Source organism: Bacillus sp. JZ105, assembly GCF_053903125.1.
Genome location: NZ_CP096387.1, coordinates 3,579,560 through 3,593,057, shown reverse-complemented (window position 1 = coordinate 3,593,057; position 13,498 = coordinate 3,579,560). Strand labels below are relative to the sequence as shown.

The following is a 13,498-nucleotide window of genomic DNA, read 5'->3' as shown; positions in this document are numbered from 1 at the left end:
GGATGAGCGTTACCAATGAGTTGTGTCACTGCCAAGCAATTAAAGGTGATTCGAGGGACGATGCAGACTTTTTGCAGCCATTTGGAGTATGCTGGCCACGGTAAGCTTCATATCAATACCATCATGGCTTTTATTAAAAAGGAATTCGGTGTGAGAAAAATGAAAGACATTCCACAAAGTCGCTTTACAGAAGCGCTAGAATTGATACAAGACTTTGATTTATACACGGACAAAATAGAGATTCGTGAACGTCTATCAGAAAGGAATTAACTAAATTGAATATTTTAGCAATCATTTTAGTAGGAATTGTCGCATTAGAACACATTGTCATCATGTTATTAGAAATGTTTTTTATGGAATCAAAGATGGCGAAGCGGTCTTTTAAACTGCCAGAACACTTGAAAAAAGATCCAAATGTCAAAGTAATGTTTGCCAATCAGGGGCTTTATAACGGGTTTTTAGCTGCAGGACTCATTTGGGGGCTCATTCTTGGATCGAATAACGTTGGATATATGATTCAGCTGTTTTTCATTCTTTGTGTGCTCATCGCCGCAGTATTTGGCGGTGTAACATCCAATAAATCAATTATCATCAAACAAGGAGTACCAGCACTGCTTGCACTCATTGCACTGATGCTGGCGATCTAATCTTAAATAAAGCCGCCCCTAGTGAGGGCGGCTTTTATCTTTTTCGAAGACCCATCAAACGAATAATGGATGTTAGACAAAGGGCTACGGCAACGGCCAAAATGATTTTTCCGTACATGACCCCCGTTAGGTTCATCAAAAAGACGGCCAATATAATACAGAGCGTGATGATGATCATCACAATCGAATAGGTTTTCATCTCTTTTCCACTCCTTTAAAAATCCCCTCATGTGACGAGAGAACTGTCAATCTTTCCTCATATTATATCACTCAATGACAATTTTACATGAAATTCCCTACCAATAGAATGTGACATATTGATTAGATTTGGAGTCATACCATATTTTTTAGAAAATCGGGTATAACATAATGAGCTGGCCTAAAGTCATATTGCTTGATATTTAATTGTGCAAAATATAAAATAGCCACAGGATAAATCGAAAGGATGATCAAGATGAGTAAGAAAGTGTTATTAGTATCGACAAGCAGCCCGGAAATGAATGGACATCCAACAGGCTTATGGCTAGAAGAGTTAGCAGAGCCATTTCATATTTTTAAAGAAAATGAACTAGAAGTACAAATTGTCTCTATTCAAGGTGGCACTGTACCAATTGACAAAAATTCAATTCCTGAAGGTGTCCCAGCGCAATATCAAGATGTATATGAATTACTTCAAGACACAAAGGCGCTTACAGATGTGAATCCCGCAGATTATGACGGCATTTTCTTTGCTGGAGGGCACGGCCCTATGATCGACTTTGCGTCTAATCAACTGGTAGCGGATGCGATCTTAGCGGTTTCAGATAAAAATGGTGCGATCGGAGCCGTTTGTCATGGTGTTTCAGCATTCGTTGATGTGAAGGACCAAAATGGCAAATCATTTATCAAAGGCAAAAAAATCACAGGCTTCACAAACGAAGAAGAGGAAGCCGTGCAGCTGACATCAAAAGTTCCATTTTTATTGGAAACAAAACTTCGTGAGCAGGGGGCAGCGTTTGAAAAAGGAGATGCCTTTGCGCCATTTGCTGTCGTTGACGGACAAATCATCACTGGACAAAACCCGGGATCAAGTGCAGAAACAGCACGCTTGTTTGTCAAAACCATTGCATAAAACGATCAAAAACCAGTCGTAACTCATGCGGCTGGTTTTTTTGTTATAAAAATGTCCCAAAAAAGACCAAAACAATAATTAGAATAATGGTAAAATAATCACAGGGTAAAAAAACCAAATGAGGAAAAAGGGGATGTTCCTGTGAGAGCATTTTATGTCAAAATCACCGCAGCTTTACTGTCTGTTTTACTCGTCGCAACAGGTTTGTTTTCACCAGCATTAAAAGCAGAAGAAGCACCGAAATCAGAAGGGAAAATATCACCACTGACAGAAAAAGCGATTCAGCAAGTGCAAGAATCGTTTTTGAAGCAGGATGAAGGAACCGCTATTCAACAGAAGCAAGTGAAAAAATCATTTAAAGTGAATAAGAAGAAAGGAATCAGTATCAAACGAAAAGCTGCTAAAGAAGGCAAAATGCGCACGTCTGCCGTTCGCTCCATTGATGGACTAGCTATTAATCAATCGGCTGTCTTAACAGAGGACGACCCAGTTGATTTATGGTTTTTAAGCACATCTTCACCTCAGGCACTCATCAGCCGGATTACCTCTTCAAACCCTGATTATTTTGTTCAATTATTTGTTGTTGATTATGAAACAGGACAAGCCTACCCGACAGATTTAATTCAACCGGCAGGCAGCCTGCTTGGATTGACCAATTTACCAGCAGGTGATTATGCATTCGGTATTACAAGCGGCGGAGAATTTGGAGACTCCTACACGATACAAGTGAATGCAAAAAACCCGCCCAATTTCACGGGGGCTGTATCCCTTTCGTCCACCTTGCAATATTTTGTAGCTGAGTATGCAAACGGTGATGTTTTCGCAAATGGTACAAAAGTATACAATAAGCAAACAAAGACCGCCGATTATAAATGGGAGCGTGTGTTTTACTTCTCATATGATGGAAAATATGAACAGAGAACTCATTCTGCTCCGCTCCATATGCCAGTTCCTCTGAGGCCATTCTCGTCTACTTAGATGTGGAGACTTTATTTATGTATCATGAATCATCGTTTGCTAGCGGGCAGTACTACCATAGTAGCTTTGTTGATACACTCGGGAAGACAACACCAAGACGCTTAGATATTGATGATATGACAAATTACGGTGATCATATTTTAGCTGTAGATTTAAAAACAGGAAAGCCGATTGATTTCTTCAGTGTGCTGAATTTCTACTATGCTGCAGGGATCGAGAAGCTGCCAACAATCAGAACGTTGAATTAAGAAAGGCGGTTGACATCAAATCGCCACATGTGTAGAGTAAAGATAATTAAATGACAAAAGTCCACTAGGGGAGTCATGTATGACTGAGACAAGAGAAAATCTTGGACCCTTTGAACCTGATCTAGTTCGTACTAGCGGAGGGAAGTGGAGCTGGACCTTGTCTTATTCATGATTGAATCGATAAGAAGGCCGCTCCATTTGGGGTGGCTTTTTCATTTATTCAACTGAAGAAGAGGAGGCTTTTTTTATGACATTTTCTACGCAATTAAGGAAAGAAGCAGAACCGTTATTTGAAGCCATTTATCAGCATCCGTTCGTCAGAGGCTTGGCAGCAGGAAAGCTGGAAAAGGAACAGATCATTCATTACGTCAAACAAGATGCAGAATACTTACAAGCATTCATTAAAATTTATGCAGCAGCACTCAGCAGATGTACAGACAGAGAGGATATTGCGTTTTTCCATCAGCAGATTGCGTTTGTACTAGATAGTGAGACGCACCCTCATCAAAACCTTTGCCGAGTGGCAGGAGTCGCATATGATGAGCTCCAAGGTGCTTCTTTGGCTCCGAGTGCTCACCACTATATTCATCACATGCTGCAAGTTGCGCAAGAGGGCACGCTTGGTGAAATCATCGCTGTCCTGCTTCCATGTCCTTGGACATATTGGGAAATAGGGAAACGAATGCTTACAGATGTGCAGCCAGACCCGTCACATCCGTTTTATGAGTGGATCACGTTTTATGGAGGATTAACTGATTCTGTCACAGGTGAGCTTTGCAAGCGGCTCGATCAATTGGCGGAAGCAGCAAGTGAGAAGGAAAAGGAAAAAATGAAACAGCACTTTATCTTAAGCTGCCAGCTCGAGTACAAGTTTTGGGAAATGGCCTTTACTATTGAAGAGTGGCCAGTTCAACTGGAGGTGCATTCATCATGACATGGAAGATGAAAGAAGTCGTCCTTGCGGTCATTTTATCCGTTGCGTGTGGTGTGATCTATTTAGGATGGTCCACGCTATACTTACCGATTACAGCACTTGTGGGCCCAGCAGGAGGCAACATCATGTTTGGAATATGGGTCATTGCCAGTCCAATCGTTGCATATATCATTCAAAAGCCAGGGGCTGCTCTGATTGCGGAAACAGCCGCCGCGGCTGTGGAATTATTGACAGGCAGCCACTTTGGACTTTCAGCTCTGCTGATTGGTGTATGCCAAGGGCTTGGGGCAGAAATCGCCTTCGCTCTTTTTGGTTATAAACGATATCGCATGTGGACACTGATGCTGTCTGGTGCCTTTGCCGCTATCGGAGCGATGGCGTACAGTCTCGTGGCAAATGGCTTTGGTTATTACACGCCTCAAGTTTTACTTATGACTCTTGTGACTCAAATTATCAGTGGAATGATACTTGGCGGCTGCCTTGCGAAAGTGGTGGTGGACGCACTATCCAAAACAGGTGTACTAAATCAATATGCCATCATGAAAGAAAAACGAAACAAAGGTGAACAGCATGAATTCATTTCTCGCGTGCAATGAACTCTCTGTCCGTTTTTATGAACAGCCTAAGCCCGTTTTGCATCAAATCTCCCTTACGGTACAAAAAGGAGAAAGGGTGCTTATTTTAGGACCGAGCGGAAGCGGGAAATCCACGCTCATTTCGGTTCTGGCTGGAATCATTCCAGAGCATGTGGAAGCAGACATGCAGGGTGAAGTGGTGCTGCAAAGACATACAGGCGTCATGTTTCAAGATCCAGACTCTCAGTTTTGTATGCACCGCGTCAATGAAGAAATTGCCTTTAGCTTAGAGAACCGTTCTGTCCCTCGTGAAGAGATGGATGACATCATTCAGGAGCTCATGCAAAAAGTCCAACTGAATGTCGATCCGCAAACAGAGATTCATACTTTATCTGGCGGCATGAAGCAGCGATTGGCACTTGCTTGTCTACTCGCATTACAGCCGGATGTTCTATTCTTTGATGAACCGACCGCACAGCTTGACCCGGCAGGTAGAATGGACATATTTCAACTGCTGCAGCAGCTTGCAGCTGATCAGCATCAGACCATGATTTTTGTAGAGCATGTGCTTGATGGTGTCATCGAATGGATGGACCGGGTGATTTTATTAGATGATCAAGGCAGCATTTTAGCAGATGGAGCTCCAAAAGATGTGCTCGCGGCATATGAGGAAGAAATGAAAGAGGCTGGCATTTGGCGGCCCAAATTATTTCCCGAGAAATGGTCTACGATCATTCAAGATCCATTTCATCCACTGAGTCAAACTTTTATGCAAACCTTTGAAGCACGAAAAGAGCAGCGTGAAAAAGTGCCATCAATTGCACGAAAGACAATGGTTCGTACAGAAAATCTTCAATTAAGCTACGGGAAAAAAAGGATTATGAGTAACCTTCAGCTGGATATCAAAGCAGGAGATTGGGTGGCGATTATTGGAGAAAATGGGAGCGGAAAAAGTACATGTCTCAAACATTTGATCCGCTTAGAGCCAGCTAAAAAAGGTCATATATTCTTAAAAGAAATAGACCTTAAAAAATGGTCTGACCGACTACTCTATGAAAAAGCAGGCTTTGTGTTTCAAAATCCGGAGCTTCAATTTATTCAAGACACAGTATTCGATGAAATTGCCTTTGGCGGCAGACAACGAAACTGGCCAGAATCAGTCGTACAAGAAAAAACGGTACAGCTGCTGAAAGAGTTCGGTTTAGAGAAGCATGCAAAAGCACATCCCTTCACCTTAAGTTTAGGGCAAAAAAGAAGATTGAGTGTTGCCACGATGCTCCTTTTTGATCAAGATGTATTGCTGTTAGATGAACCGACTTTTGGGCAGGATGAAAAAACGGCGAAGGAATTAATGATTCGTTTAAAAGAGCGTCAGCGCCAAGGCACTACCATTGTGATGGTCACACATGATATGGAGCTTGTCGATGAGTGTGCCGATCAAGTGCTTCTGTTTCATCAAGGGAAGCATGTGTATGATGGCAGCCCTTATGATTTATTTTCAAATCAAGAACTTGTCGATGCTTATCAGCTGAGAGTTCCTTTACATTATCGCTATGTGGCAGAAAGAAAGGACGTGCTGACGATTGCAAAGTAATCACTCCTTTCTTTCCACTGTGAATCCAGTCATGAAATTACTCGCTCACATGCTTGCGATGGGCTGCCTCATGGCGATATCTGATCCTAAAACAACCTTTATCATCTGGCTGTTTGCTCTTGGCATTGGACTTGTTTTAGGTGGATGGAATATGAAGTATCTCGTTACAAGGCTTGTCCCATATCTCCTCTTTTTTATTCTCGTGTTCTGGATGATGGCGGCCTTCGGCAAGGGGGATCATACTATTTGGAAGTGGGCATGGTTTCATATCACAGAGGAGAGTTTAAGAAATGGACTCACCATCTCTTTTAGAATGCTTGGATTTGTGACATTTGGTCTCCTTTTTACGTCCACAACAGATTTGACGGCATTTATGATGAGTCTGATTCATCAATGCCGAGTGTCCCCGAAATGGGCGTATGGAATGCTTGCCGGCTTCCGATTTATTCCGTTATTTCAAAGTGAATTAAAACAAATGAAAGCTGCACATAAAATCAGAGGATACAAGCAAAAAAATAGCTGGAAAGCCTTTATGCGTTATGCCTTGCCCCTTTTTACACAAGGCGTACGAAAATCAGAACGCTTAGCAATTGCAATGGAAGCCAGGGGCTTCACAGGGACGAGAGAGCGAACGTATTATCATATTATCAGCACCTCATGGATTGACTATATGTATTTTTTTCTCATCGGTATCAGTGTCTTTATGTGCATTTACTTTGTCTGAAAAACACCCACATTCTCTTGATAGAATGTGGGCTTTTTATATGTCTTAGGTCATTTGATTGATATTAGTACACATTACAGGCTGTAATGGATCATATAACGAACCGATAAAGAAGGTATACTGAGAAAAAGAGAGGATGAACGTGAGCGAATGTCACAGAGAATTGATAACATAATAGACGCTTTACCAATCATTGGACTTGCTATGAGAGAGCAGCTAACCTTTTCTGTTTTAGGGAAAGAGAAGGTTCTTTATTATCAGCAGCATGGGAATATTAATTTAGGATTTAAAGCTGGTGATCCAGTAGATGCTGGATTCCACAACTTTGGCATGTTGAAAAATGGAAGAGAACCGTCGTTTTTCCAAGTTCCGAAAGAAGTATACGGGCTTCCAATGGATATCGTAGCCGTTCCAATTACTGATGAATCAGGTCAAGTGGTTGCTGCCTTCTGTGTGGCCTATGACCAAACGAATCAACAACGATTAGATCACATCATGACGGAAAGCAACGAAGCTTCCGAAAAACTAGTTGCTATGGTACAGCAGGTTGCCGCACATTCAGAGGAACTACAAGCGACAAGTGAACAAATTCTACAAAATACGAAAACTACTGTCGAAAATTCCTCTAAAATCAATCAAGTGTCCAATCTCATCAAAGGTATCTCTGATCAAACGAACTTACTTGGGCTCAACGCATCAATAGAAGCTGCAAGAGTAGGGGAAGCAGGAGCAGGCTTTGGAGTGGTCGCAACAGAAGTGAGAAAGCTGTCAACTCACGCGAAACAGGCGACGACTGATATTGAAACAGCCCTAAAAGATGTGCAGGGATCGATCAAAGGAATGGAAGAAGAAATTGCGCAAATTGTCGCTTCCTCTGAGCATCAGGCAGAGCTAGTAGGTACTTTCACAAAAATTATTGAAGGTCTTCACGAAACAAACGAAACGATGAGAGCATTAGCAAACGACTTAGTAAACTACCAAGTAAAATAAAAAAAGACAAAACCTCCAGCTGAATCGGAGGTTTTTTTACATGTTAAGAGGAGAAACTTGTTAGGATATTGACCGATTTATCACTGACAGGCAGTGTACACTTCTGTATGATAGAAAAAGAGAGACAAGTTTTGTCATTAGACCTATACATAAGGAGGAGATCATCGTGACACAATCAGCGAAGCTGCAGGAGATACTTGCACCCTACCGTCCGTTGTTAGATGAAACTAAAAAACCAATGATTCAATTGCAGATGAAACAAGGAAAAACAGGGCCATACGACAGCAAAATAGCTGGTGATCCTTACTTCCCGAAGAGCGACGAATATCCAGTTGACGGCGAGGGACATCCTATGAAACTTTTGGCACAAATTAATTTCGGCCAGCTGCCGAAGCTGAAGGATTATCCCGAAACAGGACTTTTGCAAGTTTTTATTTCTGTGCATGATGATCTTTATGGGATGAATATTGACCATAAAACAGAGCAAAAAGATTTTCGCATCAAATTTATTGAGGAACCTTTCTTGTCAGAAGGAGAGTTAATGACTGATTTTTCTTTTGTGAAAATTCCAGACGATTTTTATTTTCCTGTGACGAAGGAAGGCGCGATTACAGGTGAATTATCAAGCGAAACGATCAGTTTAGAAGATTTCCGCTTTGAAAAAGTTACAGGAAAGCGAAGCTGGGACCTATTCAAAGATGCAGATGGTATTGATGGTGATGAAGCAGATGATTTGTTAGATGAATTTTATGAAACAGCGAGTGGCTTTGGTCACAAATTGGGCGGGTATCCAGGGTTTACACAAGAAGACCCGCGTACCTATGTAGATCAAGAACATACCGTTCTGTTATTACAAATTGACTCAGATGATGAAGTAGATTTGATGTGGGGAGATTGCGGTATTGCCAACTTTTTTATCAAACCGGAAGACCTTAAACGAAAAAATTTCGAGAATGTCGTCTATAATTGGGACTGCTCCTGATTTTGTAAAAAACACACTTTAACACTCTTTTTAGAGTGTTTAAAGTGTGTTTTTAGACTTTTTTGCCCCCATTTCGTCATTTTTGAGAGGTAATATGTCATTCTTTCTAGTTGACCGTATCAAAAAAAAATGTAAAATCATCTTAAAGTCCTCTTTTTTGAAAATAATAATAAAATGACATATGAATCAACGATAAAATGCTCGAAAAAGCGGAAGTACTGGGGGGTATCAATTGATCATTTCTAAAGTAATCAATAATAATGTTGTCAGTGCGTATGATGACGAGCAGCATGAGCTGGTCATTATGGGCAGAGGGATCGCCTTTCAAAAGAAAAGCGGAGACCCGATTGATGAAGAACGAATCGAAAAAGTATTTTCTATTCAAAATAAAGATATATCAGAAAAATTCAAAACCCTGCTTTATGATATTCCAATCGAGTATATGCAAGTGTGTGAGGCGATTATTGAGCATGCGAGAACAACTCTTAACAAAAATTTAAATGACAGCATCTATGTGACGCTGACGGATCATATCACCTTTGCCATTGAACGTCATCAAAAAGGAATGGACATCAAAAATGCCTTGCTCTGGGAAATCAAACGGCTGTATAAAGATGAGTTCAGATGCGGTTTAGAAGCTATTCGGATCATTGAGGACAAGCTGAGCATCCATCTTCCTGAGGATGAAGCCGGCTTTATTGCCATGCATATTGTCAATGCAGAGCTCAATGAAGAAATGCCAAACGTTATTCAAATCACCAAACTCATTCAAGACATTTTAAACATCGTTAAGTATCACTTCCAAATTGATTTGGACGAAGAATCATTAAATTATTTCCGTTTTGTTACGCATTTGAAGTTTTTTGGTCAGCGTCTGTTTAACGAAACACAAATGGAAAATCAAAATGAGTTTCTGTATGAAGTGGTAAAAGAGAAAAACACCGCAGCTTTTCAGTGCGCAGAAAAAATTAACGATTATGTTCAAAAAGAATACAACCGAAGTCTCATAGAAGATGAAATGCTATATTTAACTTTGCATATAGACAGAGTAATAAAAAGAAAATAAATTAAAAAAGAAAGCGTTGACATCACAAAATTAACATGATAATTTATAACTATAAACAAAATAACCCACAATCTTTTAGGATTGTTACTGGTCAAGCAGGCAAAACCTAAATCATTGTCCCTATCTTTGATAAGGCGTGATTTAGGTTTTTTTATATCTAAAGACTTATAAAAATTAAATAACGATCAATCGCTATGAAGGATTGTTACTGGTTAAGCAGGCAAAACCTAAATATCGATTAATGTCTGAATCGCTATTTCTCGGACATTAATGGATGTTTAGGTTTTTTCTATATCAAGATTAAATCAACGATTGGAGGGTAACACAATGAACCACAAACAAACAGCAAAAGAAGTGCTAGAACTTGTCGGCGGTGAAAAGAATGTTAAGCACGTCACGCATTGTATGACAAGACTTCGCTTCAACTTATACGATGAAAGCAAGGCGGATAAAGAGAAGCTGCAATCAACAGACGGCGTCATGGGCGTGAATCAAAGCGGAGGCCAATATCATGTCATTATCGGCAATGATGTCTCAAATGTCTATCAAGCGATGATCGCTGACTCAGGTCTATCATCTGATGTAAAGTCAGGCGGTACAGAAGAAGCGTCAAAACAAAATGTGATATCAAAGCTTTTCGATTTTATTTCTGGTGTCTTCACACCGATTCTTCCAGCCATCGCTGGAGCCGGTATGATCAAAGGGATTTTGGCATTGATGCTCACATTCCAGTGGATATCAGATAAAAGCAGTACGTATGCGATTTTAACAGCCATCGGAGATGGAGCCTTTTACTTCTTACCGATTCTGCTTGCTGTAAGCGTAGCCAAAAAAATTGGCACAAATCAGTATATCGCGGCTGCCATTGCAGCAGCAGCACTGCACCCGCAGTTAACCGCTTTACTAGGCGCGGGAAATACAGAGTTTCTAGGCTTGCCAGTGGTTGCCGTTGTGTACTCTTCATCGGTGATTCCAATTCTACTCACCATCTGGCTCGGCTCATATGTTGAAAGATTCGCAGAAAAATATAGTCCGAAATCACTAAAGATCATCCTTGTTCCAACGGTCACACTTCTTGTCGTTGTACCAATTATGCTCATCGCGGTTGGACCGCTTGGCGGGATTATCGGAAATGGCCTTTCAGGTGGAATTGATTTATTGTTTAAACATGCAGGTATTTTAGCAGGACTCTTGATCGGCGGATTCATGTCACCATTGATCATTACGGGCATGCACTATGCACTGCTTCCAATCATGATCAACAACATTACATTAAACGGTTTTGACTTCATTCTCCCAATGATGTTTGTAGCGAATATGGCACAGGCAGGCGCAGCACTCGGTGTCTTCTTAAGATCAAAAAACAAAACATTCAAATCATTGGCGATGTCTACAAGCATCACAGCCTTAATGGGTATTACTGAACCTGCTATGTATGGTGTGAACATGCGATTGAAAAAACCGTTCTTTGCAGCCCTCATTGGTGCAGCAGCAGGCGGCGTGTTCATGTCGATCTTCAAAGTAAAATCATATGTGGTATCTGGATCAGCAGGTCTCCCAGGTCTCCCGACATTCATTGGACCAACATTTGTCTACTCTATCATCGGCTTAGTAATCGCCTTTGTCGTAGCAACGATCATGACACTTGTTCTAGGATTCAAAGATGTACCAGTGAAAGATGATACAAAAGCAGACAAACCAGAAGATAAGAAAGACACAGCATCACTTCAAAATGAAGTGGTACAAAGCCCGCTTGAAGGTCAACTAAAGCCGCTCAATCAAGTAAATGATGCAACATTCTCTAATGAAATCATGGGTAAAGGAGCAGCCATTGTACCAACAGCTGGACGTGTTGTAGCACCATTCAACGGCAAGGTTGAAACCATTTTCCATACAAAACATGCCATTGGCTTGAAAAGTGAACAGGGTACAGAACTTCTCATTCATGTCGGGATTGACACGGTAAAACTTGGCGGAAAGTATTTCACAAGTCATGTGCAGTCAGGTGATCTGATTCAAGCAGGAGATGTGCTCATTGATTTTGATATCGAGGGCATTCAGCAAGAAGGCTATGATGTCACCACACCTGTTATTGTCACCAACACAAACGATTTTGCACAAGTTGATGCGAAAACAGATGGAACGATTACAGTGAAAGAGACACTGCTTACAGTCAGTGTAGAAGAAAAAGAGGAGGGTATTCAACATGAACAAGTTAGAAAAAACATTTCCTAAAGGTTTCTTATGGGGCGGCGCTGTTGCAGCGAACCAAGTTGAAGGCGCATATAATAAAGATGGAAAAGGCTTATCGACAGCTGATGTATCACCAAATGGTATTATGCACCCATTCGATGAATCAATGAAAGACCTTAACTTATATCATGATGCAATCGATTTCTACCATCGCTATAAAGAAGATATTGCACTCTTTGCAGAAATGGGATTCAAGTGCTTCAGATTATCCATTTCTTGGCCGCGTATTTTCCCAAATGGCGACGATGCGGAACCGAATGAAGCAGGCCTCGCTTTTTATGAAAAAGTATTTGATGAACTGCATAAGCATGGAATTGAGCCAGTTGTCACCATCTCTCACTATGAAATGCCGCTCGCACTTGTGAAAAACTACGGCGGATGGAGAAACCGTAAGCTTGTGGATCTTTATGAAACATACGCGAAAACATTGTTCACTCGCTTTAAAGATAAAGTGAAATATTGGATGACCTTCAATGAAATCAACGTTGTATTACATGCGCCTTTCACTGGCGGCGGACTTGTATTTGAAGAGGGTGATGACGAGAAAAGTATTCAATATCAAGCAGCGCATCACCAATTTGTTGCAAGTGCTTTGGCTGTCAAAGCAGGACACGAAATCATTCCTGATGCGAAAATCGGCTGTATGATTGCGGCGATGACAACTTATCCGTACAGCTCAAGACCAAAAGATATGTTTGCTGCAATTGAGCAAGACCGTAAAACATTGTTCTTCTCAGATGTACAGGCAAGAGGTTATTACCCAAGTTACATGAAACGTTATTTCCTTGAAAATGACATCAACATCGAGTTCCAAGAAGGGGACGAAGACATTTTAAGAAACCATACAGTGGACTATATTGGTTTCAGTTATTATATGAGTTTTGTAACGAGTACAGATCCAAAGATCCTTGAACAAGTGACTGGCGGTAACCTATTTGAAGGTGTGAAAAACCCTTATCTAGAAGCAAGTGATTGGGGCTGGCAAATTGATCCGAAAGGACTTCGTACAACACTGAATCAGCTGTATGACCGCTACCAAAAGCCATTGTTTATCGTAGAAAATGGATTGGGTGCTGTCGATCAAGTAGAAGAAGACGGATCCATTCAAGACGATTACCGAATTGATTACCTCAGAAGCCATTTGCTAGAGGCGAGAGAAGCGATCGCAGATGGAGTTGACCTGATCGGTTATACAAGCTGGGGCCCAATTGACCTTGTCAGCGCATCAACGGCTGAAATGAAAAAACGCTACGGCTTCATTTATGTTGACCGTGATAATGAAGGAAACGGTACATTAGATAGAAAGAAAAAGAAAAGCTTCGACTGGTATAAACAAGTGATTGCGACAAATGGGGAACATTTGGATGCATAAAAGAAAAAGACAAACCGCTCATAC

Annotated in this window: 13 protein-coding genes, 1 pseudogene and 1 riboswitch; of the genes and pseudogenes, 13 read left to right on the top strand and 1 reads right to left on the bottom strand. The window is 41.1% G+C overall.

Annotation, left to right across the window (positions count from 1 at the left end; all coding sequences use genetic code 11):
* Positions 1 to 15: 15 nt before the first annotated feature.
* Positions 16 to 270 carry an ORF6C domain-containing protein gene (locus M1D81_RS18525; protein ID WP_024427548.1) on the top strand — a complete coding sequence of 85 codons (255 nt, stop codon included), beginning with the start codon at positions 16 to 18 and terminating at the stop codon, positions 268 to 270.
* Positions 271 to 275: 5 nt separating this feature from the next.
* Positions 276 to 647: a DUF1304 domain-containing protein gene (locus tag M1D81_RS18520; protein ID WP_456266069.1), complete on the top strand. Its 372-nt coding sequence runs from the start codon at positions 276 to 278 to the stop codon at positions 645 to 647.
* Positions 648 to 681: 34 nt separating this feature from the next.
* On the opposite strand, the gene M1D81_RS18515 is transcribed toward M1D81_RS18520, so the two are convergent.
* Entirely contained in the window at positions 682 to 846 is a 165-nt protein-coding gene (locus M1D81_RS18515; RefSeq protein ID WP_003214630.1) for a hypothetical protein, read from the bottom strand.
* 255 nt (positions 847 to 1,101) lie between these two features.
* On the opposite strand from M1D81_RS18515, the gene M1D81_RS18510 reads away from it, so the two are divergent.
* The 11 genes and pseudogenes from M1D81_RS18510 (at position 1,102) to M1D81_RS18460 (ending at position 13,474) form a co-directional block, all read left to right on the top strand.
* Complete coding sequence (locus tag M1D81_RS18510) at positions 1,102 to 1,758, top strand: type 1 glutamine amidotransferase domain-containing protein (RefSeq protein ID WP_185853963.1); 657 nt, start codon at positions 1,102 to 1,104, stop codon at positions 1,756 to 1,758.
* A gap of 141 nt (positions 1,759 to 1,899) precedes the next feature.
* Positions 1,900 to 2,984 (top strand): annotated as a pseudogene (locus M1D81_RS18505) (hypothetical protein).
* Positions 2,985 to 3,040: 56 nt separating this feature from the next.
* A riboswitch (TPP riboswitch) is annotated at positions 3,041 to 3,144 on the top strand.
* 87 nt (positions 3,145 to 3,231) lie between these two features.
* On the top strand, positions 3,232 to 3,918 hold the full coding sequence (gene tenA, locus M1D81_RS18500) for a thiaminase II (protein WP_024423928.1): 687 nt from the start codon (positions 3,232 to 3,234) through the stop codon (positions 3,916 to 3,918).
* Entirely contained in the window at positions 3,915 to 4,514 is a 600-nt protein-coding gene (locus M1D81_RS18495) for an ECF transporter S component (protein ID WP_025093768.1), read from the top strand. The genes tenA and M1D81_RS18495 overlap by 4 nt, the downstream gene beginning before the upstream one ends.
* Positions 4,489 to 6,087 (top strand): ABC transporter ATP-binding protein, encoded by a 1,599-nt coding sequence (locus M1D81_RS18490; RefSeq protein ID WP_456266070.1) that lies wholly within the window; start codon positions 4,489 to 4,491, stop codon positions 6,085 to 6,087. The genes M1D81_RS18495 and M1D81_RS18490 overlap by 26 nt, the downstream gene beginning before the upstream one ends.
* Positions 6,077 to 6,811: an energy-coupling factor transporter transmembrane component T family protein gene (locus tag M1D81_RS18485; protein WP_456266071.1), complete on the top strand. Its 735-nt coding sequence runs from the start codon at positions 6,077 to 6,079 to the stop codon at positions 6,809 to 6,811. Before M1D81_RS18490 ends, M1D81_RS18485 begins: the two co-directional genes overlap by 11 nt.
* 150 nt (positions 6,812 to 6,961) lie before the next feature.
* On the top strand, positions 6,962 to 7,801 hold the full coding sequence (locus M1D81_RS18480; RefSeq protein WP_456270888.1) for a methyl-accepting chemotaxis protein: 840 nt from the start codon (positions 6,962 to 6,964) through the stop codon (positions 7,799 to 7,801).
* A gap of 166 nt (positions 7,802 to 7,967) precedes the next feature.
* Positions 7,968 to 8,783 (top strand): YwqG family protein, encoded by an 816-nt coding sequence (locus M1D81_RS18475; RefSeq protein ID WP_456266072.1) that lies wholly within the window; start codon positions 7,968 to 7,970, stop codon positions 8,781 to 8,783.
* A gap of 232 nt (positions 8,784 to 9,015) precedes the next feature.
* Complete coding sequence (gene licT / locus M1D81_RS18470) at positions 9,016 to 9,849, top strand: BglG family transcription antiterminator LicT (protein WP_034281373.1); 834 nt, start codon at positions 9,016 to 9,018, stop codon at positions 9,847 to 9,849.
* Between the two features lie 327 nt (positions 9,850 to 10,176).
* Entirely contained in the window at positions 10,177 to 12,084 is a 1,908-nt protein-coding gene (locus tag M1D81_RS18465) for a beta-glucoside-specific PTS transporter subunit IIABC (RefSeq protein WP_456266073.1), read from the top strand.
* Positions 12,056 to 13,474, top strand: coding sequence for a glycoside hydrolase family 1 protein (locus tag M1D81_RS18460; RefSeq protein ID WP_456266074.1), 1,419 nt, complete (start codon positions 12,056 to 12,058; stop codon positions 13,472 to 13,474). The genes M1D81_RS18465 and M1D81_RS18460 overlap by 29 nt, the downstream gene beginning before the upstream one ends.
* The last annotated feature ends 24 nt before the right edge of the window (positions 13,475 to 13,498 follow it).

Coding starts and splice junctions, on each gene's coding strand:
- M1D81_RS18525 (WP_024427548.1), top strand. CDS start 16: ATGAGTTGTGTCACTGCCAAGCAATTAAAGGTGATTCGAGGGACGATG.
- M1D81_RS18480 (WP_456270888.1), top strand. CDS start 6,962: ATGTCACAGAGAATTGATAACATAATAGACGCTTTACCAATCATTGGA.
- tenA (WP_024423928.1), top strand. CDS start 3,232: ATGACATTTTCTACGCAATTAAGGAAAGAAGCAGAACCGTTATTTGAA.
- M1D81_RS18465 (WP_456266073.1), top strand. CDS start 10,177: ATGAACCACAAACAAACAGCAAAAGAAGTGCTAGAACTTGTCGGCGGT.
- M1D81_RS18490 (WP_456266070.1), top strand. CDS start 4,489: ATGAATTCATTTCTCGCGTGCAATGAACTCTCTGTCCGTTTTTATGAA.
- M1D81_RS18495 (WP_025093768.1), top strand. CDS start 3,915: ATGACATGGAAGATGAAAGAAGTCGTCCTTGCGGTCATTTTATCCGTT.
- M1D81_RS18510 (WP_185853963.1), top strand. CDS start 1,102: ATGAGTAAGAAAGTGTTATTAGTATCGACAAGCAGCCCGGAAATGAAT.
- M1D81_RS18515 (WP_003214630.1), bottom strand. CDS start 846: ATGAAAACCTATTCGATTGTGATGATCATCATCACGCTCTGTATTATA.
- M1D81_RS18460 (WP_456266074.1), top strand. CDS start 12,056: ATGAACAAGTTAGAAAAAACATTTCCTAAAGGTTTCTTATGGGGCGGC.